At 57.6% G+C, this 26,067-nt stretch carries 23 protein-coding genes, 1 tRNA gene and 1 pseudogene; 16 read left to right on the forward strand and 9 right to left on the reverse strand.

All coding sequences use genetic code 11. From position 1 onward, the window contains the following. The first annotated feature begins 39 nt into the window (after positions 1-39). Together tsaB and H6G53_RS13675 are read left to right on the forward strand one after the other, a co-directional pair. On the forward strand, positions 40-672 hold the full coding sequence (gene tsaB / locus H6G53_RS13670) for a tRNA (adenosine(37)-N6)-threonylcarbamoyltransferase complex dimerization subunit type 1 TsaB (protein WP_099533085.1): 633 nt from the start codon (positions 40-42) through the stop codon (positions 670-672). Positions 673-783: 111 nt separating this feature from the next. Beyond that, positions 784-1,284: a DUF4168 domain-containing protein gene (locus H6G53_RS13675; RefSeq protein WP_190533800.1), complete on the forward strand. Its 501-nt coding sequence runs from the start codon at positions 784-786 to the stop codon at positions 1,282-1,284. A gap of 134 nt (positions 1,285-1,418) precedes the next feature. Here the strand turns inward: H6G53_RS13675 and H6G53_RS13680 are convergent, their stop codons facing one another. Further along, positions 1,419-1,865, reverse strand: a complete 447-nt coding sequence (locus tag H6G53_RS13680) for a dTDP-4-dehydrorhamnose 3,5-epimerase (protein WP_099533087.1) — start codon at positions 1,863-1,865, stop codon at positions 1,419-1,421. A 607-nt stretch (positions 1,866-2,472) separates the two neighbouring features. On the opposite strand from H6G53_RS13680, the gene H6G53_RS13685 reads away from it, so the two are divergent. Continuing rightward, the gene (locus tag H6G53_RS13685) at positions 2,473-4,125 is read left to right on the forward strand and encodes a transglutaminase domain-containing protein (protein WP_199291470.1); all 1,653 of its coding nucleotides are present in this window, start codon (positions 2,473-2,475) and stop codon (positions 4,123-4,125) included. Positions 4,126-4,305: 180 nt separating this feature from the next. Further along, positions 4,306-5,391: an ABC transporter ATP-binding protein gene (locus H6G53_RS13690; RefSeq protein ID WP_190354490.1), complete on the forward strand. Its 1,086-nt coding sequence runs from the start codon at positions 4,306-4,308 to the stop codon at positions 5,389-5,391. A gap of 32 nt (positions 5,392-5,423) precedes the next feature. On the opposite strand, the gene H6G53_RS13695 is transcribed toward H6G53_RS13690, so the two are convergent. Continuing rightward, positions 5,424-6,146 carry an ATP-dependent Zn protease gene (locus tag H6G53_RS13695; protein ID WP_099533090.1) on the reverse strand — a complete coding sequence of 241 codons (723 nt, stop codon included), beginning with the start codon at positions 6,144-6,146 and terminating at the stop codon, positions 5,424-5,426. An 80-nt stretch (positions 6,147-6,226) separates the two neighbouring features. On the opposite strand from H6G53_RS13695, the gene H6G53_RS13700 reads away from it, so the two are divergent. Beyond that, positions 6,227-6,982, forward strand: a complete 756-nt coding sequence (locus H6G53_RS13700) for a DUF1995 family protein (RefSeq protein WP_190533807.1) — start codon at positions 6,227-6,229, stop codon at positions 6,980-6,982. A gap of 411 nt (positions 6,983-7,393) precedes the next feature. Further along, a complete protein-coding gene (locus tag H6G53_RS13705) occupies positions 7,394-8,152 on the forward strand; it encodes a metallophosphoesterase family protein (RefSeq protein WP_099533092.1) in 759 nt (252 codons plus the stop codon). A gap of 56 nt (positions 8,153-8,208) precedes the next feature. On the opposite strand, the gene H6G53_RS13710 is transcribed toward H6G53_RS13705, so the two are convergent. Further along, the gene (locus H6G53_RS13710; RefSeq protein ID WP_099533093.1) at positions 8,209-9,042 is read right to left on the reverse strand and encodes a M48 family metallopeptidase; all 834 of its coding nucleotides are present in this window, start codon (positions 9,040-9,042) and stop codon (positions 8,209-8,211) included. A 374-nt stretch (positions 9,043-9,416) separates the two neighbouring features. On the opposite strand from H6G53_RS13710, the gene H6G53_RS13715 reads away from it, so the two are divergent. Together H6G53_RS13715 and H6G53_RS13720 are read left to right on the forward strand one after the other, a co-directional pair. Then, positions 9,417-9,839, forward strand: coding sequence for an Npun_F0494 family protein (locus H6G53_RS13715; RefSeq protein ID WP_199291458.1), 423 nt, complete (start codon positions 9,417-9,419; stop codon positions 9,837-9,839). Between the two features lie 189 nt (positions 9,840-10,028). Continuing rightward, positions 10,029-11,456 carry a cobyric acid synthase gene (locus H6G53_RS13720; protein WP_190354493.1) on the forward strand — a complete coding sequence of 476 codons (1,428 nt, stop codon included), beginning with the start codon at positions 10,029-10,031 and terminating at the stop codon, positions 11,454-11,456. A 61-nt stretch (positions 11,457-11,517) separates the two neighbouring features. On the opposite strand, the gene H6G53_RS13725 is transcribed toward H6G53_RS13720, so the two are convergent. Then, a tRNA-Lys gene (locus H6G53_RS13725) sits at positions 11,518-11,589 on the reverse strand. Positions 11,590-11,596: 7 nt separating this feature from the next. Between H6G53_RS13725 and H6G53_RS13730 the strand changes: the two genes are divergently transcribed. Both H6G53_RS13730 and H6G53_RS13735 read left to right on the forward strand, forming a co-directional pair. Further along, on the forward strand, positions 11,597-11,968 hold the full coding sequence (locus H6G53_RS13730; protein WP_190533810.1) for a hypothetical protein: 372 nt from the start codon (positions 11,597-11,599) through the stop codon (positions 11,966-11,968). 54 nt (positions 11,969-12,022) lie between these two features. After that, complete coding sequence (locus tag H6G53_RS13735) at positions 12,023-13,150, forward strand: GAF domain-containing protein (RefSeq protein ID WP_190533813.1); 1,128 nt, start codon at positions 12,023-12,025, stop codon at positions 13,148-13,150. A gap of 105 nt (positions 13,151-13,255) precedes the next feature. Here the strand turns inward: H6G53_RS13735 and H6G53_RS13740 are convergent, their stop codons facing one another. The 3 genes from H6G53_RS13740 to H6G53_RS13750 all read right to left on the reverse strand — a co-directional run bounded on the left by H6G53_RS13740 (position 13,256) and on the right by H6G53_RS13750 (position 17,969). Continuing rightward, positions 13,256-14,974 (reverse strand): diflavin flavoprotein, encoded by a 1,719-nt coding sequence (locus H6G53_RS13740; protein ID WP_190533816.1) that lies wholly within the window; start codon positions 14,972-14,974, stop codon positions 13,256-13,258. 251 nt (positions 14,975-15,225) lie between these two features. Next, a complete protein-coding gene (locus H6G53_RS19090; RefSeq protein ID WP_305068626.1) occupies positions 15,226-16,674 on the reverse strand; it encodes a M23 family metallopeptidase in 1,449 nt (482 codons plus the stop codon). 185 nt (positions 16,675-16,859) lie between these two features. After that, a complete protein-coding gene (locus H6G53_RS13750) occupies positions 16,860-17,969 on the reverse strand; it encodes a biotin--[acetyl-CoA-carboxylase] ligase (protein WP_347343131.1) in 1,110 nt (369 codons plus the stop codon). 268 nt (positions 17,970-18,237) lie between these two features. Between H6G53_RS13750 and H6G53_RS13755 the strand changes: the two are divergent. The 5 genes and pseudogenes from H6G53_RS13755 to pgeF all read left to right on the forward strand — a co-directional run. Then, positions 18,238-18,612, forward strand: a pseudogene (locus H6G53_RS13755) (Uma2 family endonuclease); the annotation flags it as partial. Between the two features lie 47 nt (positions 18,613-18,659). Then, positions 18,660-19,235, forward strand: coding sequence for an IS607 family transposase (locus H6G53_RS19305; protein WP_190533819.1), 576 nt, complete (start codon positions 18,660-18,662; stop codon positions 19,233-19,235). Further along, entirely contained in the window at positions 19,138-20,316 is a 1,179-nt protein-coding gene (locus tag H6G53_RS13765) for a helix-turn-helix domain-containing protein (RefSeq protein ID WP_190533891.1), read from the forward strand. Before H6G53_RS19305 ends, H6G53_RS13765 begins: the two co-directional genes overlap by 98 nt. After that, a complete protein-coding gene (locus tag H6G53_RS13770; protein WP_190533822.1) occupies positions 20,304-20,696 on the forward strand; it encodes a Uma2 family endonuclease in 393 nt (130 codons plus the stop codon). Before H6G53_RS13765 ends, H6G53_RS13770 begins: the two co-directional genes overlap by 13 nt. A 152-nt stretch (positions 20,697-20,848) precedes the next feature. Then, the gene (pgeF, locus tag H6G53_RS13775; protein WP_190533825.1) at positions 20,849-21,637 is read left to right on the forward strand and encodes a peptidoglycan editing factor PgeF; all 789 of its coding nucleotides are present in this window, start codon (positions 20,849-20,851) and stop codon (positions 21,635-21,637) included. Between the two features lie 14 nt (positions 21,638-21,651). Here pgeF and H6G53_RS13780 read toward each other — a convergent pair whose 3' ends face one another. Together H6G53_RS13780 and H6G53_RS13785 are read right to left on the reverse strand one after the other, a co-directional pair. Continuing rightward, complete coding sequence (locus H6G53_RS13780; RefSeq protein ID WP_190533829.1) at positions 21,652-24,303, reverse strand: glycosyltransferase 61 family protein; 2,652 nt, start codon at positions 24,301-24,303, stop codon at positions 21,652-21,654. 167 nt (positions 24,304-24,470) lie between these two features. Next, the gene (locus H6G53_RS13785) at positions 24,471-25,385 is read right to left on the reverse strand and encodes a DMT family transporter (protein WP_199309252.1); all 915 of its coding nucleotides are present in this window, start codon (positions 25,383-25,385) and stop codon (positions 24,471-24,473) included. A 178-nt stretch (positions 25,386-25,563) separates the two neighbouring features. On the opposite strand from H6G53_RS13785, the gene H6G53_RS13790 reads away from it, so the two are divergent. Beyond that, on the forward strand, positions 25,564-25,848 hold the full coding sequence (locus H6G53_RS13790) for a cupin domain-containing protein (RefSeq protein WP_190533832.1): 285 nt from the start codon (positions 25,564-25,566) through the stop codon (positions 25,846-25,848). Positions 25,849-26,067: the final 219 nt, after the last annotated feature.

Raw genomic sequence — 26,067 nt, forward strand, 5'->3', positions numbered from 1 at the left:
CAGCATTTCATCAGCATTTCAAGAGCACAAGATTGCCGCATGACTGAGGGGAACCGTTGGGGCATCGCCATCCACACCGCCAGCGCCCAGTTGGGATTGGCTAAGGGAGACTCGCCCCGTGACATGGTGGGGCGGGTTTGGGAACTGGGCACAAAACTATCCAGCGATTTTCACGATCGACTGTCGGAGTTTGTGTATCCCCTGCCTTGGTCGGCGGTGCAGCTTTTGGCGGTGGCGATCGGCCCCGGCGGCTTCACCAGCACCCGCATTGGCGTGGTGGCGGCCCGCACCCTTGCGCAACAGTTGGATCTCCCGCTGTTTGGCTATTCCACCCTGGCGGCGGCGGCCTGGCGACAGCGCCAACGGGCCCAACCGGGTGAATGGCTGGCGGTGCAAATGCCGGCCCGACGAGGAGAATGGCATGGGGGCATTTATGAGGTTACGGCGGCGGGCTTGGTGACCCATTTGAGCGATCGGGTCTTGGCTCCGGAACAGTGGGAAACCACGATCGCCCAGCAACCGGCTCCCTGTGTGATCGTGACGGCGGAGGCAGATTTGGGCCAAGACGCGATCGCCCTCTTGCAACTGGCCCAACAGGATTGGGCAAAGGACGTTCGGCCCCATTGGTCTACGGTATTGCCGCACTATGGCCAACATCCGGTCGATCGATAGGGCGATCAACCGCAATTTCAGCGCCATCGATCGGCTCAAATAAACGGCCCAACTTCATCAGCTAGAACCAATCAGCAGCTCCAGCCCATCAGCACAACCGCAGACAGACCCATGGCCAATCGATCGAGCCAGTTTTCGCGCCTTCCTTGGGGCGATCGCCTCCGCCAAGCCGGGCGATCGGTGGGCAAACTGTTCCGCTCGATCGGGTTGATCGCGTTGATTGGTTGCTTAATCAGCGGGCTTTGGGGCAGCGCCTTGATCCCCGCCTGGGCCGCCACGGAACCGATCCCGCTGGCCGCGCCCGGGCCAGCCGCCCCGATTTCACCGGATGCCAGCGCCGTGCCGGCCGAAAAGGTGACCCAATTCGTGCGGGCCTATTTGCAAGTGCTGGCCCTGTTGGAGCGGCGGGAAGGAGAGCTGCGCCAAGCGGAAACCGAACCGGAAGCCAGCCGCTTGGAGCAGGAAATTGAGCTGGAGGCTTTCGAGGCGATCGAGCAGGCGGGTTTGAAGCCCCAGGAATATGTGCAACTCCTGAGCTTGGCGAACAACGATCCCGATTTTGGAGAACGAATTGCAGCCCGGCTTCAGGAATTGGAAGCTGAACCCCGTTGAAATCAGCGATCTAGGCGATCTAAGCGACCTAAGTGATCTATCTGTTGCGTCAGTCCTGATGAAGCGATCGAGCCAACAACCGATCAATCGGGCGATTCGAGCGGGTGATTCAAGCGAGCGATTCAAGCGGGCGATTAAGCCGCCGCTTCCACACAATTCAACAGCGCCGCCAAGGACTGTTCCGCCACTGCCAAATCGTAGGGAAAGGGTGGTTTCATGGGTCGGTAGTCAAGGCGATGGGCTGCTCCGTGACGCACCACAGCATTCACCACCAAACAGGGATCTTGGCTGAAGTTCAAAGCACCATGGGGCACACCGGGCGGAATGGTTAAAACCACCGGCACACGATCGCTCAAAGGAATGTATTGATAGCGACGATTTTGCAACACCACCATCACAAAACTGCCCCGCACCACCAACAATTGATCGGTCTGAAACCGATGCACAAATAAATCATCCCGCGCCATGGCTGGCACTTGCACCAACATTGTTTCATGGCAGGATTGGGGCGTGTAAAACTCTGCCATTCCCGACTTCATGGAGTCGAGCCGCTTCACTTGGATTGTTTGAGAAAGTCCCATGATCTATACCTCAAGAGCATTTGAGCGATCGATCACAATGGCGCTGGCGGTTAGTCTAACGCATTTTTTAAAAAGTCGTGGGAACTGGTTTTTGCTGGCTAATTTTTAGTTTTTTGATCTTTTTGATACAAAATTTCCATTGACCCCAAGATTTTTCAGCAAAATTCTTAGGCGAAACTTTCCAGTTAAATGCCAACACAGGCTCTGGGTCAAAGCTCAAGATTCGCGCCCCCCAAAAGGTCAGCAAAGGTATGACATAAGCCACGCAATGGTAAACATCGGGGAGCAATTGATCGCGATTGATTCTGAAGGTTTTCTAAAAAGTCTGCTGAAGATTCTGGAGCGTTTTTGGGAGTGATCGATGGCAAACCCCAAGCCTAGCTGTCAGTATTGGAAGGTTTCCAATCCGGCGCAATTGATACAGTCTCCGAGAACGGGTTATCGTACAAATTAATCGCGCCGCCGCCGTTGAGGCTGCCCCCTAAAAACCGTGTTTGCGAAATCTCGTCAGTCGCCATTTCGATCGCCCCATGACACCGATCGCTCCAACGCCGAGGCCACCGACTCCCCGGCCCCGCCCGATCGCCTCCATCGCCTTTGTCGTCCCTTGGCGACCTATGCCTTGCGCGGCCTGGCGATTCATCAGGATCAGGTGCTGGCCTTGGATGCGGCCCGGGGCCATCTGCTGCTGGTGGACTTGGCAACCGACTGCACTGAAGTTCTGAATGTTTATCAGGTTGGGGATTTTCTGGATGCGATCGGGCTGGCCATTGGGCCGCCTTTGGCCGGAGCTGATGTGCCCTCGGTCTGGTTCACGCGCGATCGGGAAGTGCTCGCCTGCAATTGGGGCCAGTGGGAACCCAAACCCATGTACACCCTGCCCGAGTGGGTGGAAGGGGTGGCGATTTATCGATCGACCCTATACGTGTCCTCCCAGCGATCGGGCTGTATCTATGTGCTGGATTTGAACACAGGACGTGAAATTACCCGGTTCTATGCCCCCGGGATTGGGGTAGAAAATTTGGTGGCAAGGGGCGAAGAACTTTGGGTGTGCGATCGCCTGGAGCAAACGGTTTATTGTCTCGATCGGGCGACGGGGCTGGTGAATTTCAGCGTCCTGACTCCCTACGAATCGCCCACGGCTTTGGCTTTTGATCAAGCGGGAACCCTTTGGGTGGCCTACTCGGGCGAAGAACCCTACATCCGCGACAACCCCAACGATCCGGAACCCCTGCAAGTGGCGTTCCGCGATCGGGTGACGATCGGCCCCCTGGACTATGGCTTTTATCCCGATCGGGGCTATGCCCTCTCCAACGGCTACCGGATTGAGATGTTCTATGTGGAAGAACTGTCACCCTTGGAAGGGGTAGATTTCAGTCTGCTGAAGGATTTGGAGTGGCGCATCTCCTTGCCGGCCAACACCGATCGGCAAACGGTGCAAAGCGTCGAACCCGTGGGGATGCCCTTTGAAATTGAACTGTTGCCTGACGGTCAGCAGGTGGCGGTCTTCAAATTTGGCTCGATCGAGCGGGGTGAAGGGCGGCTGTTTGGTTGGAAAGCGATCATCGATGTGCGGGGCATTCGCTACCAACTCACGCCGCCGGATGTGGAACGGTTGCCCTCCCTGGCGGACTGCCAATTGCCCGCAGACTACACCGAAAAATATTTAGTTGATAACGACAATTTGGCGATGGATCAGCCTTCGGTGCGGGCGGCGGCCCGCGAGGCGATCGGCACCGAAACCAACTTGCTGCGGCAAATGTTGGCCATTCGGAACTATGTGTACGATCGCCTGGGTTATCGGATTCGTCGCAGCATTGAACCGCCCGATGCGGTGCTCGATCGCGGTTATGGCTGTTGCGGTGAATATGTGGGCGTGTTGCTGGCCCTGTCTCGGCTGAATGGCATCGCCACCCGCACCGTAGGTCGTTACAAGTGCCCACAACCGGCCGATCGCACCCAAGTGGCGCTCTATCCCGACTACAACCACGTTTGGCTAGAGTTCTTCATTCCCGGGTTCGGCTGGGTGCCCATGGAGTCCAACCCCGACGACATCCAAGAGGGCGGCCCCTATCCCACTCGCTATTTCATGGCCCTGCCTTGGAACCATGTGGAAATTGCCAAGGGATCTCGATTCCAAGGAATCCAGTTGGGCGGGCAACCCTTGGCGGAATTGTCGGATCTGAAGGTGGGTGATTTGGCGCTCAACCATGTGCGGTTCCGAATTTTGGAGGAGCTGGATCCACTCGATCGCCCCTAAAGTTCACGGCATCCGCGAGATCTCGTGTAGATCTCATGGGGATAGATCTACACGAGATCTGCATCGGATCCACAGGTTCCATTTTTGCGCTGATACTTGCAAGTGATTGGCAAGAAGCAAGCGAACGTCATAGGATGACCTGTGGCTGACCTTGCCCTTTGCCTTGTGGATTGCCCGACCATGACCGACGCTGCCGCCCGTTTGGATTTGGCCATTTTGCATTTAGACTGCGTAACCCGTCGCTATCAAACCGGGCCGGCTGCGGTCGATCGGGTAACGCTGACCCTGATGCAGGGCGAACTTCTGGCATTGTTGGGCCCCTCCGGCTGCGGCAAAACCACCTTGCTGCGACTCATTGCCGGGTTGGAAATGCCGAATGAGGGGGCGATCGTGCTGTCAGGGCGGCCCGTGGCGGGGCCGGGCGGTTGGGTTCCGCCGGAGCGCCGCCAACTGGGCATGGTCTTTCAGGATTACGCCCTGTTTCCCCACCTGACCGTGGCCCAAAATGTCGGCTTTGGGCTAGATCGATTGCGGAAACAGGCTCCCCAGGCATTACACGATCGGGTGGCCGAGGCGATCGCCCTGGTGGGATTAGAAGGCCTGGAAAAACGCTATCCCCACGAACTGTCGGGCGGCCAACAGCAACGGGTGGCCCTGGCTCGATCGATCGCCCCGCAACCGTCCTTGATTCTGTTGGATGAGCCGCTGAGTAATTTGGATGCCCGGGTGCGCCAACGGTTGCGCCAGGAAGTGCGAGCCATTTTGAAACGAGCCGGGGCCGCCGCCGTTTTTGTCACCCATGATCGGGAAGAGGCCATGGCGATCGCCGATCGGGTGGCCGTGATGCGTCGGGGTCAAATCGAGCAAATCGACAGCCCTGAAGGTCTCTATTGGGAGCCTGATTCCCGGTTTGTGGCCGGGTTTGTGGCAGAAACGAACTTCCTGATCGCTACCCGATCGGCCCAAGGTTGGCAAACGGAATTGGGGCTAATTTTGCCGGAACAACTGGGCAACGATCCCCCGGGCGATCGGGTGGAGCTGGCGATTCGCCAAACGGATGTGACCCTGGAAGCCGATCCCCAAGGCCACGGCCAATTGCTGGAGCGCCAATTCCTAGGACGGGAATATGTTTACCTGGTGCAATTGCCCAGCGGTGAGCGGTTGCAAGTGGTCACAGACTGGCGGTGCAAGCTGGAACCGGGCGATCGGGTGCATCTCAAAATCACCAGCCCCCGATTGCGGGCCTTCCCGATCGGCCCAGACTAATCCCGCTTCGCAACTCACGCGATTCAGCCAACCTAGGCCGCTTGGGAGGGTTGATCGATCGGGGAGACTTTGTGTTGGTCGATCGCAGCCTTGCATTGGTCGATCGAACCCCGATCGCGCAGTTGGGCCACCAAAGCACCATAGGCCCGCTCATTTTGTTGCAGCAGCGTCTTGGCTCGCAAAATCGACAAATTCATTTGGGCGGTGGCATTGGGGCGGTTGCCTTGGCCCTGGGTGCTGAGTTGGGCCCAAAGGCTCAGGAGTTTTTGGCGATCATCACTGCCGCCTTCCGCGTTGCCATAAACCAACTGTTCAGCAGCAATGCCCGCCATCCAAACGGTGGCGTAGTGGCTGAGAATGCGGGCCGGCACTTCACCGCGATCGAGCCATTGGGCCAGTTCCTGATCGGCAAATTGCACCCCACCGGAACCGGGATAGCCCTGTTGGAACGCTTCCCAAGCATTGAGGGCATAGCCAGAAACGGGAATTTCCAACAAGTGGGCCACCAAAAAATGGCCCGCCTCGTGGTGCAAAATGCGATCGCGGTGGGCCGTCGATCGGTTGGCAAACCAGTCCACCAGCAACGTGCCGCCCCGACCTTGCCACCCAAAGCGATCGACCGCCGCCAATCCCAAAAAGCCAGCGGTGAACAGGGCTGGCACTTCCGCCGGGAGGGCAATCAAGGGGCCAAACAGGCTAGACAAGGTGACCACAAACACCCCGATCGCAACCAGATTGAGCGTGATGTTTCCCATAGCGGCGGTGGCAAAGCGGCCAAAAACGGTATAAAGAACAGTATTTGTAGCTTAATAGTTTTTTCATAGAAACCCCTATCATGAGCGGAATTCCCCAGGATTTAGCCGAGGCGATCGCCCAAGCCCGCAGTGCCACCCTTGCCGCTTTGGATGAGGGGCTAACGCTCATTCAGGTGGAATTGGTTTTGCCGGAGCTGAAAGTGATGCCCGTGGCGGAAAGTTTCCTCGCGGCCTTGGAACCCTGGGGCGATCGGCTCAAAATCTTTTTTCCCGATGCGGGGGCGGCCGCCTTGGCTCGGCGCGATTGGGGCGATCGCCCTTTTCGGATCACCGATGTGGGATCGGGGCGCACTCCCATGACCGGCAAGGTGCAACCGGAGGATGGCATCTTTTTGTTCATTGAACCGTCGGCCGTGGAAGTGACTCAGGTGGAGCAACTGTGCCAAGAGGCGGGCGATCGACCCGTGATTTTCCTGAATCCTCGGATGGAAGACCTGGCGATCATTGGCATTGGCTATGCGGGCCGGCAACTGCGCGATCGGTTCTTAAACCGAATTGTCACGGCCTATTATCTGCGCCCCATTGAAGGAGCAGCCGTGCGCCGGGCTTTCCCGGGCCAGTGGGAAGTGTGGCTGGAACCCGCTGACGAGAATGCTGATTATCAATTGGTGGCCACCCGTCCCCAACGGCCCGCTGGCGAGGCCTTGGATGAAATCTTGCTGCAAGCCACTGGCGGTGAGGACACCAACAGCCCCAACGCGGCCGTGAATGCGGCGGCCCAGCGCCAAGGCTTCCTGGGGCAATTGCAAAATTTCCTGAAGGCCCTCAGCAACTAGACCTTCCGCAGTTCGGGCTTTTGCCATTGGGTTAATCAACGAACTGAAGATGAGGGGAACGGGAAGCGGGTTTGAACACAAGCCATCGGTTCGATCGAGTCCGGCCGCGATGGCTGATTCTTCTAACCCCAACCCACCCGGACAAGGGGTTTAAACCCCTTGTCCCCACGATCGATCTGCCCCCTGCGATCGAACAACGGCAGCTCGATCGGTTGGATCGGCTCGATCAGCTACATTCGTCACCGTAACTTGTGACGATTCTCACGGGCGATCGTGGATCAGGTATTAAGCGGTCAAAACCCGATGGCGCTAAGCTGTAAGTCGAATTAACGGCGGTCTGCGAAAAAATCCCCCATCAGATCGCGATCGTGAACTGGCATGTTGGGGCGATCGCACGTCAAGATAATAGGTATGGATGCGACTTCAGCGACTCGAAAAATTGTCATTGGTGATGTCCACGGACAATACGATGGCTTAATGCACTTGTTGGGCTTGATTGCACCTGGCCAGGATGATCAGCTCTGCTTTGTGGGTGATTTAATCGATCGCGGCCCCAAAAGTGCCCAGGTGGTGGATTTCGTGATGCATAGCCCCTACCAATGCTTGCTGGGGAATCACGAACGCATGTTGCTGGACATTTTGCACGAGGGTCAAGTGCTGCAACAACCGCTGCAAGCCTGGCTCTTCAGCGGTGGACAAATGACCCTGGTGAGCTACCAAGATTTTTATGGCGAGCCGGGAATTCCCCACGCGCACTTTGACTGGATGCGATCGCTCCCCCTCTACGTTGATTGGGGTGACTATTGGATTGTCCATGCGGGGGTGGATCCCACTTTGCCCCTAGATGTGCAAGGCATTCAGCAATTTTGTTGGATCCGTGACTCGTTCCACAGCTTCCCCCAGCCCTACTTCAACGACAAAACGATCGTGACGGGCCACACCATCACCTTCACGCTCCCGGGCATTGAACCGGGGCAATTGGCTCGGGGGCCCGGCTGGCTGGACATTGACACCGGAGCCTATCACCCCCGCAGCGGTTGGTTGACGGGCGTTGACCTCACTCAGCAAATGGTCTACCAGGTCAATATTTATCGCAGTGAAACCCGAATTCGGCCCCTGGCGGAAGCGACAATCTCGATCATGCCAGAGGCCGTGGTGGGTCGATTCTAGGGGCGATCGCCTGTTTTCAGTGCTCGTTTTCAGTGCCCGTTTTTAGCGCCTGGCCGTTAGCGCAGGGCCGATCGCACAAATCCTTGATATTCCGCATTGTCCAGCCCCATGCCATTGCTGCCATTGGGGCCAATCAGTTGCAGCAATCGCGCCACCCGTTCATCACTGTTGGGGTGGGTGCTGAGGATGGCAGGCGGTTCCCGCCGACTACGAAGTTTTTGTAAAAAGCTGGGCAACCCGATCGGGGCATATTGGGCCCGTTGCAGCAGGGTTACCCCCACTTGATCGGACTCAAATTCCGCTTGGCGACTGCGGGGCAAATTTAACGCCAACTCCACACCCAGGCTGGTGGCCCGGCGGCGATCGAGACCCGTGGCGCTCAAAATTCCGTCCGACAGGGCCCGGCTCCGCAGGTTTTTAACCACATGGCGCTCGGTGATGTGGCCAATTTCGTGGGCCATCACGCCAGCGAGTTCCGCTTCGTTTTCGGCCGCAACCATCAGCCCCAAATTGACATAAACAAAACCGCCCATGGTGGCAAAGGCGTTGATATCGCGGCTGTTGACCACCCGAAAGGTGTAGGGAATGTTGGGGCGGCTGCTGACGGCGGCGAGGCGCTGCCCGATCGAGTCCACCAGCCGATTGAGGGGACTGTTATTCACCAATCGCAATTGGCGGCTCAGTTCCCGATCGATCTGTCGCCCTAAATCCACTTCTTGGGCATCGGAAAGATTCGAGAGTTGATAAACTTCAAAGCCGCGTCGGAGCAGGTCTAACCAATCGACCGCTTGGACGATCGGTGGCGTGCTGAGGGTGGTGATCACGGCCGCACAAAGGGCCAGCAAACCGTAAATCCAGCGGCGCGATCGCCCGGAGGTGAGGAAAGTCATAGCTTCAGTTCCTTTGCCGATCCCTTTTCCCATCTATCATTGACCGGGATGCCTCAAAACTGCGGGATTCGATCGGCCACTGACACGATCGACCAATCCTGAACTAGGCTGCTCTGAATGACGGAATTTCCCATTCTCAAGATCCAACGACGCTGTACTTTGGAGATAGAAATCAGCAGGGGTGCATTAGCGGTCGAAATTGCCCAAATTCAACCATTCCCGTCGCCAACATTTTCCACCTTCAGCATTTCCAGCATTCTTCAGCATTTCCAACATTCTTCAGCATTGAAAATTCCCAGAATTCAGCATTTCCAGGATTTAGCATTTCCAACACAAGGGTTAACCAACAGCTAGGCAAGGATTGAGGTATTGGCGTGGAAACAGCGGAGCAAGCAAATCAGCAGGTGAACCCAATCCAAATCACCTATCCTGAGAAAACGGTGCATCGAGCCGCGCGTGCTGTCCGTTGTGCGCCGTTTGGGGTGAAGTTCTACGAGTCCATGCGCAGTCGCAGTGTGGCGATCGCGGAGTTGGTGGGTGTGGCGGCTGTGCAACAATCAATGACCCGATCGCCCTTGGGCGAGTTGGCCGCAGAAAACGAACTGATGTGGCTAATTCAGGTGGGGATGTTACGACGGGAGGTTGATGGTCAAGGTTTGACCGATCGATTCCGGCTCACGCCCCTGGGGTTTTTGTTGCTCGATCGGTGGCAGGCGAACCCCGCCGCCTGGACTCAGGGCCGATGGGGCGATCGCCTGCGGAATGGTCTGTGGCGCTGGGGACGATGGCCGCTCTAAGTTTCGGTCTCTCGTGATCATTGCTCAGTTTCAGCTTCCAGTTCTGTCGCCCGGCTTCGGCCCGGATTTCGACGCGAACTTCGGCATGAATCCTTCCCCGCCGTGGTGAAGGCTCTTGCCCCTTAAAACATTTCAGTAATCGCAGTATTTGGGATAACCGATCGTTTATCGGTTCCGAAGTTGAAGTTTATGGACACACAGGCTCTCAAAGCAATTTTGCTGATCGGCACAGGTAACGCGGCCGGGAAGTCGCTGTTGGCTTCGGCGCTCGGTCGGCTGCTGTATCGACGGGGCCTGAAGGTGGCTCCCTTCCAAGCCCAAAGCACCTCCTCGATGCTCTACACCACCAACCAAGGGGAACAAATCGCCTATTTCCAGGCGGTGCAAGCCTGGGCGGCCCGCACGGAACCCCAAGCGGATTTCAATCCCCGCTGTTCCGGTGATCAGTCTCCGGAACGGGTCTGGGCGGTGCTCAAACAATCCCTTGAGCGGTTAACTCAGGCCTTTGATGTGTTGGTGGCCGATGGGGTGGGCAGCCCGGCCGATGCGTATTTGACGGGGCAGGATGTTTGTAACTTGCACTTGGCGCAAACCCTGAATGCGCCTGTGGTGTTGGTGGTGGATGCCGATCGGGGGGGCTGGTTGGCCAGCGCGATCGGGACGTTGGAGCTGATGGATCCAACCGAAAAAGCATTGGTACGGGCAATCATCATCAACAAATATCGGGGCAATCCCGATCGGCTCAAGCCCGGTCGCGATTGGTTGGAACAGCGCACCGGAATTCCCGTGGTGGGAGTCATGCCCTGGCTCCAGAACCTTTTCCCTTCGCCCGAGTCGATCGACCTGTTTGCTCGCCGTCGTCGTCAATCGGACATTGAAACCACGATCGCCGCCGTACGCTTGCCCCACATCGCCAGCTTCAGCGATCTGGATCCGCTGTCGGCCGAGCCAACGGTTTCCCTTCGCTACATTGATTTGGGTCAAGAATTGGGCTATCCCGACGCGGTGGTTTTGCCGCGATCGAACAACCTGGCCGAAGATCTCCAGGCCCTGCACCAATCCGGTTTTGCGGAAGATCTCCAGCAATACGCGATCGCGGGCGGCACTATTTTGGGCATTGGCGAAGGATTCCAGATGCTGGGTCGCCAGGTGGTGCAACTGCAAGGGCTAGACACCGCTTCCCAAGAACTGATGGGACTGGATCTGTTGCCCATCTCCAGCATCACCACAGGCGACTGGATCGATCGGGAACGCCAGGCCACCTCCAACTATCCTCAAGCGGGCTTGCCGGTCACCAGCCGCGAATTTCGCCAAAGCTACACCCAAATTTTGGACAGCCAAAGCGTGCAGTCCCTCTTTGACGATGCCAAGCTGGGTGTGGTGTCCAGCAGCCAACTGGTTTGGGGAACCTATCTGACGGATATTTTTGATAGCAGTCCTTGGCGGCGGGCTTGGCTCAACCGTTTGCGCCACCAACGGGGTCTGTCTTCCTTGCCCACGGGAATTCCCGACTACCGGGAGCACCGGGATATGTTGCTGGACTCACTGGCCGACGATGTGGCGGTCAATATCAATCTCGATCGACTCTGGGCCGCCATCGGCCTTCACTTTAAATAACGCAAAATAACGCAACAGAATGAGCGATTCAAGACGCAACTCAGGATGTTGCTTCAGAAAATGGGTGACCTGGGATTCGAACCCAGAACCAGCGGATTAAGAGTCCGATGCGCTGCCGTTGCGCCAGTCACCCTGGTTGCTTGTGGGTCAAGCTTGTTTATATTGCCAAAGATGCTGAAAAAGTTCAAGCACCTTTGCCAGAATTCACCCAGAATGGGAATGGAAAACACGATCGCCCCCGCCAAGGATCGCGATCGGCCAGCAAATTAGCCCCTCAGCGGCGAGATTCTCAGGTGCTAGACCCTCAAGCGCCAGATTCTCAGCCAGAGCACGACAAGGTTAGTTTGCCGTTTCCAAGCTTGGCATTTCCCGATCGGCTCATCTCCAGCATCCGCCAACCCCGCGCACCCCGCCCAATTCGCTGCCCGATCGTCCCTTGGCAGCCGCTGGTGGTGATGCCCAGTGGCGAAAAGCGGCCAGTTCCGCGATCGGGGCCCCGCAATTCGGGATGAGTGATACCTTGGCTAGAGTTGGCATTCACGGCGGCGAGTTGGGAGAGCAAGGTTATGAGCGATCGCGATGGGTCCGGCATCTTGGCCAGTCCCGAGGTTTCCAGACTCAATGCTGAAATCGATCGCCTCAATGCCCACAACGCTGCCCTTCGTCTTCAGCAGGAACTGTTGGGCAGTTGGATCGTGACAGCCCGAATGACCACCGCCACCGGCTTGGTGTTGCGGGCCCTGACTCAACAGATCTTGGAAGCCCTGCAATCCCTGTGCCAGGCAGAACAGGGCAGTATTTTTCTCCTCGATGAGCACCTGCAAGCCACGGAATGTTTGTTGGCCCGAGGCTCCACCATTCGGGAGCAAAAGCGAGAAATCGTTAACCAAATTCTGAAAGAAGGGCTGGCGGCCTGGACGATCCAGCATCGACAAATCGCGATCGTGATGGACACCATGACCGATGAGCGGTGGTTGCAACTGCCCAACCAGCCCTACACGGTGCGATCGGCCCTTTGCATCCCCATCCAGCGCGGAAAACGGCTGTTGGCGCTGGCCACCCTCATGCATAGCCAACCGCACCACTTCACCCCCTTGCGTGTGGAGCAGGCCCAATTTGCCGCCGACGCGATCGCCCTCAACTTAGAAAACGCCTTGCTCTATGACCAGCTCACCAGCAGCCTAAACGAAAGCAAAGAGGATCCCCTCAGCCACGAAGCGCCGTCCTTCGCGGGCGAATCCAACGCCTTGCCCTCCTTGGCGAACCCCTTTGAAGACTCGATCGCCAGCTCCAACATTCTCCCCAGCAGTATCCAAAGTGCCGTCAATGCCAGCGAAGCCCGCGGCCTCGAAGAAACCGGCCTTTACATCACCACCGCTGAAGGACGGTTGCGTTACGTTAACCGCTGCTTTGCCCAAATTTTTGGCTATCGGCGGCGCGAATTGGCGCGGGTTGAATCCATCCTGGATTTAATTCCCGTGGACTATCAAGCCATGCTGGTTCACAAGCTGGAAGACTGCATTCGCGACAACCAGCGCCCCTTAAGCTGCTTGCTGCCGGGACTGCATCGATCGGGGCGGTTGATTGGCCTCGACTTGTACGGTGAGCGGATTCACTTTTCCGGCGAACCGGGCGTGATTGGCATGGTGCGCCGGGTCGATTCATCGCCCTATCGCACGGGCAACACCGTTTAAGGAGAGTGGTTGAATTAGCCAGTGGTCTACGGGTCAGGTGGGCATTGCCCACCCTACCGGCTGTTGATTAACCCTTGACCCGATCGCGCCCCGGAGTCCTGGTGGTTAGTAGTGGTTACCTACTTTGCGGTGGTGAACGGCCGTGAGGGCATTTTCCTTCGAGACCCGACCGTTATCCACGGCGCTGTAGACCAGCCAGTGATCCCCGCAATCCATCCGGCTGCTGACCTGGCATTCCAGATAGGCCAGCGCGTCGCTGAGGATGGGGGAGCCGTTGATGGCTTGCTGGGTTTCCACACCGGCAAAACGGTCTTCACCGGGGCCAAACCGCTTCAGGAAGTGCCGCATCAGGTGGCCGTAGTTGCCCTCTTCCAAGATGTTCAGCACGAAGCGATCGCCCACTTGCATCAGCGACTCGATCGCCCGGTCTTTGGCCACCGCGATCGTGATTCCCAGGGGCTGGAAGCTGGCTTGCACCACCCAAGAGGCCAACATGGCGCTGGCCACATCGCCCTTCTTGGCCGTGATGATATACAAGCCGCCGCTCAAGCGGCCCAAGGCCTTATCCAAATCGGAATCCAGGGACTTCATTTGCTTGACGGTCTCTTTAACCATCAATGCCTGGCCCAAGTCCGTGCCCGCTTCTTCGCAGAGTTGGTAAGTGAACGCTTGGGGCTTGGTGCTAATCCGAATCACGTCAAAGGCTGGCTTCAGACCCAAATCCCGGAAGCGGTTAAACAGGGGATAGCTCGGCTCGTCTTGGCCACCGCCAGACTCAAACACACCAATCCGCTGCTTGTTGTTGGCCACGGTCAAGATGGTGCCGATCGCCGCTTCGCATTCCCCTTGGGGCGGTGCAGCCAAAACCAGCGCCACCGATCGCTCCACCAACTCCCGCAACTCCTGAGGATCAGCCGCTTTCAGATCCATCATTTCCACAGCCACGCCGGTTTTGGTGATCCCCTTGGCGATCGACTGGGACAGCCGATCGCTGTAGCCATAGTCGGACACATAGAACACGGCGGCAGTGGTTTCCGCTTCGGCCTTGGTTTGGCTCCAGTGGCGATAGCGACCGGTGAGTTCAACCACGTTGTGGCGCAACAGGGGGCCGTGGCCGGTGGCGATCGTGTGGTAGCCGGGGAGGGCATCCATCCGCTTCATGGCTCCCAAGACCGATCGAGCATTGGGGGCCATCAGGCACTCGTAATAGAACCGAAAATCCGGCTCGATCGCCCCTAAATCCGCATCAAACAGGTCATCGCTGCAATAGTGCATCCCAAAGGCATCGCAGGTGTAGAGGGTCTGCGTCCCGTGGTCATAGGTAAAGATCGTGTCTGGCCAATGGAGATTGGGCGCATTCAAAAACTCCAGCACATGCCCTTGGCCCAAATCCAGGCTCTCGCCGCTTTTCACCAGCAGTTTGCTGAAGGGCTGGTGAATCAGATTTTCCAGAAACTGAATCGCTACCTTGGAAGCCACCACGGTGATATTAGGATTCAGGGCCAGCAGATCCGCCACCAAGCCGCTGTGATCCGGTTCCGTGTGGCTCACCACCAAGTAATCAATCTGGGCCAGGTCGATCGCGCCCTTCAGGGTATCCAGATAAAGTTGGCGAAATTTGGCGTGGGAGGTGTCCACCAGGGCCACTTTGTCCCCGCGAATCAGGAAGGAGTTATAGGTTGTGCCGTTTTGCAGGCCAAATTCAATATCAAAGCGATCGCGATCCCAGTCCAGCGATCGAATCGTCAGGGTTTGGGCGGCAATCTCGGCGGTTTGAATCGTCAACCGCTTCTCGGTTTGCGGACGTTCTGTGGCGACAACCATGCTCGCACCTCCTGGGCTTGACCGATCTGGATGGGGGATTTGTTAAGTTGTTTTACCTATCTTGACACAAGGGATACAGAAATACTGGGCGATCGGGCGGGGCGATCGTTTGCAGTCGTGATGCTGAAAATTGACATGGCTTATCAGTAAACCTGAAGCGCTTCAAGTTTACTGATAGGTCACATTGCTATGCGAGTTGTCTGGGTGGGGCTGGGCTGCTTGATCTGCCACTCGATCGCTCGATCGCCAGGCTATTGCACTTGAGCAGCGGCCTTGGTTTCATCGATCACGGCGTATTGGACTTTGTAGGAAGACTTCACCGCCTCGATCGTGGCAGCCATCAACGCTTCAAAGGGATCCTTGGGTTTGTCAGTAGCGGCGATCGGGCTGCTTGCGCCCGCCAGGAACTTTGCTGGATCCGTCACCACCCAACCTTGGGCCGTGAGCTGACGAACTTCAAAGTGCAAGTGCGGCCCCGTGGACATGCCCGTGCTGCCCACCCGACCGATCACCTCCCCTTGCTTAACCGTAGCTCCCGGTTTCACAAAAATTTCCGATAGGTGACCGTAAAGGGTCTTTTGCGTGTCGCCATGATCTAACACCACCGTTAGCCCATAGCCCCCCAAAAAGCCCCCGATCGAGACCTTGCCATCCAACACCGCCACCACGGGCGTGCCCAAGGGAGCCGAAAGGTCAGTGCCCGCATGAAAGCGGCTGTAGCCCAAGATCGGATGCACCCGCCAACCAAAGGAGGAGGAAATTGGAGCCAGGCTGGTGAGCGGAAACAGCATTTTTAGGTTGCCATTGCCCAACAGGCCCTTGGGGCGACCGCTGCGGAAATAGTAGCTGTTGGCATCGAAGTTCACGCCGTTTAAGCCCACGGTTAGGGGGCCGATTTTGACGGAGATGGGCGATTGGGCCGGCAGGGCACTGCCCACGGAACCAAGGCGCATGGGGCTGCCCATTTGGAGGTGGGAACCCCGATCTCCCGTGGGAATGGCCACAATTCCGGGGTGGCCAGCTTGGCCGGGTTGCCCAGGCGATCGGGTCACGGTGCAACCGGCGCTGAGGCGGCCGCCCACACTGGCGCAACCGGTGGAGCGTTCTGTGAACTGAATTTCGCTGGGCGGGGCCTGGCGTTGGGTGGCTCCCAAGTTGAAATCATTGGACTGGTCGATCGGGCCGCGGCTGGTGGAGCGCTCTTCCGGGGAAGGGGCCAGGCGAGGAACGTTTGGCAGTTCCCGTTGGGGAGTCCGTTCCACAGCCGGTGCGGGCCGCTCAATTCGGGTTGGGCGATCGGGCTGGGCGGCGGGCTTCGGTTCCGGCGGCGCAGCGGGTGCTTCCGGGGCCAAGTCTGCGGAACCGCCGCTGGGGGCCGCGTCGATCGCCCGGATTGGGGTTGCCAGTCCGCCGAGCAAGCTGGTCATTGCGCCAACCCACCCGAGACCTTGCAAAATGCGACGGCGACGGCGTTGGAGACGGGTGGGGAAGTTGGGGCGGTGGTTCATGGCGCGGTTGGGAGCGCAATGCATGGCGTAATGGGACGGGGACAGCAAAAACAGCGTGAAAGACCTGGTTCCAGAAGGAGCGCAGTGGGCTTCGGGCGGACGAGCCGCTGGGGAAGCGTCACCGAGCCTTAGACGGCGCGATCGCCCAAAATGTTCAGAAAATGTTGAGCCACGGTCTGAAATCGCAGCCAAAAACGGCTGACGCACCCTTTGACCGGGGCTTTGGAGCCAGGACAGTTGCCAAAGCCTGAGGACGTTATTGCTCTCTTCAGGAATGGCAATGACGGGTCAGGGGGTTCCGGCTCAGTCCTCAGTCATGATAGCAAGGGAAAAAGCAAAAGCGCTTAACACAACCTCGCGGAAATCGAAAAGACTATTCAAGGATTCTTTAAAAAATCCGTAACCTTGCCACCGTCTGGGCCGGGGGGTTCAGGCGCTTGGGGCGATCGGGCATAGCCTAACCGCACCGCGCCGGGGGGGAGATGCAGTTCCGCAGCCAGTTGATCGGAAAACTTGACCCGGAGTTCTCCGCGCGGGGTAATGCCCACGGCGATTCCGGTGCGATCGCCCACTTGCACCGATCGCCCGCAGGTTTCCAGCAGTTCCAAATAATCTGCCAAAAAACTTTCGATGCCGCCCGTTTGGAGTTGTCGATCGCCCCGGTCTAAACCCGCGATCGCCAGGGCCGCCAACTCTGCCAGCGATCGAATCGGTGGCCCACCCTCCGCAGGGAAATCAGTCGGCGGCAACAGGGGCGGGGTGTTCAGTTGACTCGCCTGATTCGCCAATGCACTGGCCCCATGTAGCGAATTAGAGCCATCAGAAATCTTGGACGAGTTCGATGAGCGATCGACCCAATGACTTGAAGGATCTAAAGGATCTAGGCGATCTACTAATTGACGATCTACTGATTGATCTGATTGATCATGCGATCGTTCTGGAGACCCTAATTCTGGAAACTCCAATTCTGAAAACAACTCCGTGGCATTGATCCCTGTCTCGGGAACCGGATTAGCCCAATTCAACCCCAACCCCGTAACCGCGCGGGCAATCTTGCCACCCACTAATCGGGTTTCCGTCAGCAGCCCGCCCCACTTGCGCCCCCGAACCACCAAATCATTGGGCCACTTCAGCGCCACCGGCACACCCCGATCGCGCAGGGTTTGCCCCAGGCCCCAAGCGGCCGCCAAGGTCAGTTGGGCCCCATCCTCCGGCAGCAACTGGGGTGCAAAATAGCGCGAGAGATACAACCCGCCCAAGGGCGACGACCATTGACGGCCCCACTGCCCCCGCCCTGCCGACTGTTGCAGCGCAATCACGATCGTCCTTGGCTGGGCTCCCGCTTGGGCCAGCTCCCAGGCCACCTGATTGGTGGAGCCGGTCTCCGCTAGCACCTGCAACCTGGGCAACCGAACACCGAGCCGCGCCGTTTCGCGCAACACGGCGGCACTGAACTCTGCGGGGTCGATCGGGGTGGGTTTCAACACCAATGGTTTTCTAATTGCTTGCTGATTTTTGAGGTCATGCTTATGGCGATCGCCCCTTACCCTACCGCGATCGGGTCACCCAGCGGATCGCCCCCATTTCATTTCTCCAGCCCAGCCAGACAAGGGGTTTAAACCCCTTGCCCCCAGCCAGCCAGCACCAGCCATTTTTGGGATCTCTAGAATAGGGATTGAATTGACCCGCGATCGTCCGATCGCCCCGCCGATGTCGAGCTTGTCCACTGCCCAGGAGTCCACCCCTGACAGCGCGATCGCACCAGCGGCCCCCTCAGCCCAACTAACTGAGATTGTTTATCCCTCCGCCGACGGCAAGCGCATCGCCGAAACCTATCTCCATTTCAACGCGCTCATCACCGTTTTGAAGGCACTGGAATGGTACTTGCGGGGTCAGCAAGCCACCGTGTTAGCAAATCAGTTCCTCTACTACAGCCAAGGCTATCCCCGGCTGCGAGTGGCTCCCGATGTGATGTTGATTTTTAATGTGGCTCCCGGTGGCCGAGACAACTACAAAATCTGGGAAGAGGGGGAAATTCCCAGCGTTATTTTTGAAGTCACCTCCCCCGGCACTCGCCAGGAAGACCAACACCATAAACATTGGCTCTATCAACAAATGGGGGTTGATCAACAGTAATTGATTTACTAACATTCGCTAACGTATGCCAATATTTAACCATGGCATACATCCCTCTCAGAAAAGCGGTCGAATTTCTGGGATTGCATCCAAATACGCTAAGAAAGTACGCAGATGAAGGGAAGATCGAAACCATCCGAAACGAGGCGGGCCAGCGGCTTTATAACGTCGAGTCATATGGACGCAAGGCAACTCGATCTACCGTTGTTTGCTATTGCCGCGTCAGTTCTGCCAAGCAGCGGGACGATCTCGCAAGACAAGTCCAGTTCATGCGTGATCGCTACCCCGAAGCCGAAATCATCCAAGACATCGGATCAGGTCTCAACTTCAAGCGAAAAGGGTTGCAATCCCTACTGGTCAGACTCATGCGCGGCGATCAGCTCCAAATTGTGGTTGCCTGTCGAGACCGATTGTGTCGATTCGGATTCGAGTTGTTCGAGTTCATGGTTCAACAAAACGGTGGCGAACTCGTGGTTCTCGACCAATCTGTTCACTGCCCAGAATCAGAACTCACAGCCGATCTTCTCGCCATCCTTCACCTCTTCTCTCGTCGAATGCCCGGACTCAGAAGCTACCGGAAGGCGATCCAGGAAGATCCGAATCTTCCTAACCCCTGATCAAAAAGCGCTTCTGAAGCAATGGTTTGGCGTTTCCAGGTACGTCTACAACACCACAATCAAACATCTTCAGGAGCCGGGAACCAAAGCCAATTGGATGGCAGTTGCGCCCATCATCTTGGGTGCGCTACCGGAATGGGCCAAGTCCGTTCCCTATCAGATCAAAAAGATTGCGGTCAAAGATGCTTGCACGGCCGTTCGGGAAGCCAAGAAAAGCTTCAAAAAAGACGGACAAATTCGCAAGTGCCGTTTCCGCAGGCGCAAAGATCGGCAACAGACGATCTATATCCCCAAATCAGCCATCAGTGAAAACGGTGTCTATTACACCATCTTGGGAAAAGCAACCCTAAAAGAATCAATTCCTGATGGCTTCAGTGATGGTCGGTTGACACTTGCCTATGGTGAGTATTACCTGATCACCTCAACAGAAGTGCAACCCATTCAGTCCGAAAACCAAGGACGGGTGGTTGCCTTAGATCCCGGTGTCCGCACATTTATGACCTTCTTTGCTGAATCCTTCTACGGATGGATTGGCAATGACTCGAACTTGCTGATTCAAAAGCTGTGCTTCAAGCTGGATCGCCTGATTTCCAAAATTACCAAGGCTCAATCAGCCCAGAAGCGCCGCTTCAAGAAAGCCGCCGATCGCCTGCGTTCCAAGGTGCAACATCTGGTGAAAGAACTTCACCACAAAACCGCGCGGTTCCTGACTGAAAACTTTGATGTGATTTTGTTGCCCAGCTTTGAATCCTCTCAAATGGTGAGCAAATCACGTCGCAAGATCAAGTCGAAAACCGTGCGGCAAATGTTGACCCTATCGCATTACCAGTTCAAGAAACATTTAGAGTGGAAAGCTTGGGAGTTGGGCAAGATTGCCTTGACCAACATCAATGAAGCCTACACCTCTAAAACCGTTTCGTGGACAGGTGAAATCGTGAAGATTGGCGGCTCTCGGGTCATCAAGTCGAAAATCGATGGGCGATCAATGAATCGGGATCTCAATGGTGCTCGTGGGATCTTCCTACGGGCATTGGTTGATACGCCTTGGTTGAGAGACCATCTCGACTTATGTATTTGTTAGCATCCGTTAGCAAAAAAGTATCGGTACAGGAATACTGGCTGTTTGACCCCAAAAACGAGTGGATTGAGGGCCAATTACGCGGCTATCAATTAGGGCCGAGTCGCACACCGGACGGTGACCCCTGCGAGGCATACTTACCCATCACAGACAACCAAAGTGCTGTGTTGGGGTTGCGCTTAGAAGTTTGTGGGCCGCTCTTGCGATTCTTTAATGAGGCCACAGGGCAATGGCTACCGATGCCAGACGAGATCGGTGATGTGTTAGCTGAGCGCGATCGAGCTGCAGCAGAACGTGATCAAGAGCGTCAAGCCAAAGAAGCCGCGCTGGCAGAGTTAGCAGAATTACGGGAGCGCCTGCGACAACTGGAGACCGACGCATAAAGACGCATAAAAATGCATCGATTTTGTACGCATAGCGCCAATTTCAATCGCCTGAACCATCTCCCGACCCTTGAAACTTTCCAGCATTCAAGTTAGGAGAAATTGCATATTCCACCTATCATGCCAACTCAGAACCCTTGGGAGGCTCGATCGTGACTGGCTGGCATTGGCGCAACTGGCAAGGACTGCCCTATCTCACCTGCTCCCTGTTGGAGCCAATTCCCCACGGTTTTTTTACCCGGCACTTTGCCCCCCGCCCGCCGGCCGAGTTGGCCCCGGTGCTGGATGAAGCGGCCCAAACTTTCCGAGTCAAGCAGGTGCATGGCGATCGGGTGGTGGCTCCGGCGGAAATCGCAGAAATCACAGCAGGGGCCGTGCTCCAAGAGGCGACGGCCACCGCCAGCGAACAATCCACCTATCCCCAAGCCGATGGCCTGTTGAGCGATCGCCCGGGGCAGGTGATGTGGGTTTGCAGCGCCGATTGCACCCCGGCCTTGATTGCGGATTTAAAAACCGGTCAGGTGGCGGCGGTGCATTCCGGTTGGCGGGGAACGGCGGTGGCCATTGTGCCCAAGGCGATCGAGCGGATGCGCCAACAGGGCAGTCAACTGGCGGATTTGCGGGTGGCGCTGGGCCCGGCCATTTCCGGTTCGGTTTATCAAGTGACGGAAGCGGTGGCTGAAGAGGTGGTGGCCTCGCTGGCTGTGCCCCTGAAGGAGGCCCAAGGTTGGGAACAGCCGCCCGTGTTGCCGGATCCGGAACCGGGAAAGGCGCGGTTGGATGTGCGCCAAACGATCGTCCAGCAGGTGTTGAATTTGGGTCTCGATCGGGAGCAGGTTACCATCGCGCCCCACTGCACCTACTGCGAGCGCGATCGGTTCTTTTCCTATCGCCGCGACGGTACGAAGACGGTGCAATGGTCAGGAATTGTTAGCACTTGATGGATGCAAGAGGCCTAATCAATTCCGGCCAACTTCAGCAGGGCCTTCAGGCGATCGAGGTCGATCGTAATGTTCTGTTGCACGGCCGTGGCCTGTTCCGCACCGAGCGCTAGATCCGCCGTGAGGTGATAGTGCTCCAAGCCGCCCAAGTTGCTCAGGAGCCAGTAGGTGTTTTGGCGGTGACTGGGCTGGAAAATTTCAATCACCTTCGTGCCCGGCTCTGCAAACACCAGGTTCGTTAGCCCGGCCCCATGCACCGCCACAATCACCTTGGCCGCTGCAAAGGCCGCCGCCTGATCAACCAGCGGCAGGCGGGCCGGGTCGATCGCCCGAAAGCCGAACTGTTCCAAGGTTGCAATCACCTCCCGATCGTTCAGCACTTGGCGGTAGGCGGCGCTGCGGCGGGTGATGTAGAGGCGATCGGGAAAGCGGGAAATGCGGGCCGGCTCCAAAAAGGTATCGCGCAAAAACTGATGGGCCCAGCGCGATCCCCGATAGATCCGCAACTCGGGAATCGCTGGCACTAACAGCCGATCGGCCGTCAAGTGGGGAATTCGCCCTTGAACCGGATCCACGGAACCAAACCATTCTGTATGGCAGCAGGCCACCACTTTTTCCAGGGGAATTTGCAACCGCTCAAAACTTTGGTGCTGAAAGGGCAATTCATATAGATTGACCACAAAGCGATCGATCGAGTCCCACGCAAAGCCCGATCGCCGCAACACCTCCAACCGAGGCAACAGATCAAACATCCAGTGAAAATAGGTGACCTTGCCCCAGCGCGTGGCCAAAAAAGCCACCGTTCCGGCGAAATGTTGGGGCGGCGGCAGGTGGGGCGAACTGGCAACAATGGCGCTGTAACCCGTTGAACAGTCGCGAATCACTTGATTTTGGGCATTGAACACCACGCTGCACAGGTTATCGCCCCAGGCTCGCCCCTGGGGAATCGCAACGGTGTAGGCGGCCGGCGCATCCAAAGTATGGTCGATCGCCTGTAATTCCGGTAGGGGATCGCCCAAGCCTTGGGAATCGCGGAGGGGATGGGTTTCCGGTTCAAAGGCGGGAAAGCAGTCCGTTCCCGGCAGCTCGGCCGCCACGCCCTGCCAATGGGTGGCCAGGAGGCTGGTGGCTTCCGCCAGACCATCAGGCAGTTGGCAAAACAGGCTCGGGGAAGTGGGCGATGGATCGGCCGGCGGCAATCCGGCGGCCGCCAGTACGGCTTGAATGCCGTCGTAGGCGGGCCAAAATTCCGGCTGATAGCGTAGGGCGGCCATGAAATGGTCGATCGCCCGTTGCCATTGCCCCTGTGATTGGGCCCGACGCGCCAGGGCCGCTTGGCGCTCCGCTTGGAACCAAACGCTATCGGGGGCGAGCAGACTGGCTTGATCCCAAAACCAGCAGGCCAGCCGCCACCAACCCAATTGTTGCAACAGGGTTCCCCCTTGTCGAAAGGGAATATCCAAACGTCGGCCGGCGAGCAGAATGGCTCGACCGTAGGCGGCCAGCGCGGCGATCGGGTGGTTGGCCGCTTCCAGGGTTTGGCCATAGTTGTCATACACCCGGGGATCGGTGGGGTTATCTTGCATGGCTCGCCGCCACAGGGCCAAACGATCGGGCAATGCTGACCGGGGCTGGGATTCGGCATAGGCATAGTAGACCCCGCCCTGATTGGCTCCGGCGTTGATGGCCCGTTGCCAAGCCAGGCTGGCCAGGTGGTCTTGTCCCGATCGCGCGCAGAGATCCGCCAAGGCGCACCAATCACTGGGTGGGGCCTGCGGATCCAGAGTCAAGGCCTGATCGAGGGCGGCTATGGCCGCTGGCCAATCCCCCGCCTGACTGGCCAGTTGCGACCAGCGGCGATAATCGGCGGCCGTTTCAGGAAAGGCCAAGTCCGGCGCACTCTGCAACATTTGCCAAGCCCGTTGCCATTCTGGGCGATCGGCACATTCACTGACCTGGGGAAACCAACTCCAGGGATCCTTGGCTCCCACTTGCCAGGCCCGCCGCAAACAGCGGTTACCCGTGGGGCGATCGCCCCGTTCCCGGTGGGCTTGGGCCAACCGATGCCAAGTCACGGCCCGATCGCCCCCCAGGGCCAGGGCCGTTTCTCCGGCCTTGATCGCCCCGTCAAAGTCGCGATCGCTCAGGAGCACAAAGCAGAGTGCCTCGTGCCAATCGGGTCGATCGCTCGGTTCCCAGGCGATCGCCGTCCACCAAGCGCCCTTGGCCCGCGTCCAATCCTGACGACTGGCCCAAAAGCGGGCCGCCCGCTCCTCTAAATAGGTGGACTGATACTGATTTTGTTTGGCCTCGTCGTAGGCGCGCATGGCTTCCGACCACTCGCCCATCGCCCAATACAAGTCCCCCAAAGCGGCCCAGGCTCGCCCGGCCACCCGGGGCCGCACGGCCACCAACCGTTGCACCGGTCGCCAGGCCGCCCGCCGATAGCCCGCTTGACCGTAAGTGTCCAACAGTTGCCGCACCAATTTGAAGGAGCCAGGCCGCTGGATCACCGCCGTTTCCAGCGCGGCCAAAACCGCTTCCGGTTCGCCCGCTGCGGCCCAAGCCTGGGCCCAACGCCACCAGCGCCCCACAGGGATTCGCTCTTGGGCCCAGCGCGATCGGGCAAAGGTGCAAAATGCGGCCACAGACCAAAACTTCAGCACGATGAATCCTCAAATCCTTGCGGACAGTGCCTCTACCCCCAGGCGATCGCCCCCGTTGGCTTCCCTTTGGGCAACCCCTGAACTATCCCTTTCATCACTCACTCCATGGCCTTGGTGATCGGTACAGTTCGGCAGAGTTCAGCGCAGTTCGGCCCAATGGCTTGGGGTCACCCCTGAGCCGATCGCCCCCCCAACACCACCAGCACCACCCCCAGCAACACAATCACGCCCCCCAGCAACACGCCAATTCCCGGTTGTTCCCCAAACACCACCCAGCCCAAACTACTGGCCCCCACCGGCTCAAACAAAATAGCCAGGGTGACCCATAGGGGCGGCATTTGGGTCACCAGCCAATTAAAACTGGTGTGGCCAATCAGTTGCGGAACCAACGCCGACAGGGCGATCGCCAGCACCGTCGTGGGGGTGATGGTTTGCCAACCGCCGCCCCACAGGGCCACCAATGGACTCAGCAACAGGGCCGCGCTGCCATAGGCCAAAGCCGCGTAGGAACCAATGGTCAGTCCCCGTTGTTGGGCAACTCGCCCAAGGAGCAGATAGCCCGCTGCGGCCCAGGCTCCTGCCAAGGCTAACCCATTCCCCAACAGAGGATCGCTGCCGATTGTCCCGGCATCTTGGCTGAGGGCAATCACGGCGCTGCCCGCCAAGGCGATCGCCAGGCCAGCCCAAGCAATCCAACCCGCAAATTTCTGCGTGATAACACTGATAGCTATGGCCACCCAAACCGGCGTGGTGGTCACCAACACGGTGGAGGCGGCGATCGAGGTATAACCCAAAGAACTGAGCCAACAGACGAAGTGCAGCGCTAAGCAAGCCCCCGCCCCCACGGCCCAAGGCCAGGCTGATCGGGGCGATCGCCCGGTTTGGGGCCAAGCCGGAGCCACCGCCAGCGCCGCCAACGTCACCCGTCCCGCCGCCAACCACAGGCCAAATCCCCAGTCCGATCGCCCCGCCGACTGCATCGCCCAGCGAGCAAAAATCGCCCCCGTTGAAATGGCCGCCATTCCCGCCAACAGCACTCCCCACCGGAGCGATCGGGCCCGGTGTCCAGCATCGGAATTCACAGCGGCGTGAGTTGGGGGTTTCAAGTGCCGACCTTTTGAATGCTGATTGTTTGAGTTTGCTCTTTGGGATGCGGATCTTTAGGGATGCCGATCTTTACAAATCCCGACCCTTGGCCAAGTTCAATCCATCCCGTCCTACAATCGCCATCAATTCTCTAGTGTTTTTCCATGTTTTGCCATGAGCACAACCACTACTATTCAGCTTGAATCGCACCCCACTCCCGATCGACTCGCGGCCTTGGACGTGTACAACTGGCCCATTTGGACAAAACCAGTTTCAGAATTTCCATGGACCTATGATGAAGCGGAAACTTGCTACATCCTTGAAGGTGAAGTGACCGTCACCCCCGAGGGTGGTGAACCCGTCACCATTCGCAAAGGCGATTTGGTCACCTTCTCTGCCGGTTTGGCTTGCACATGGAACATCACCCAAGCCATTCGCAAGCACTACAAATTTGGCTAGGAAATTTGGCTGGAAAATTTGGCTGGGAAATTTGGCTGGGAAATTTGGCTTAAGATTGGCCCAGACCAGAATCTGATTCAACGCCTCTGATCAGAAGCACCTGATCAATAACATTAGAAAAACCCCGGATTCCCATCATTGAGAATCCCGGGGTCTTTTGATCAACTTCGACTCAGTTCAATTTCTGCAAAATCCTGACTGTTCAGACTTCAGAACCCG

The sequence above is a fragment of the Limnothrix sp. FACHB-406 genome (assembly GCF_014698235.1).
Lineage (GTDB): Bacteria > Cyanobacteriota > Cyanobacteriia > CACIAM-69d > CACIAM-69d > CACIAM-69d.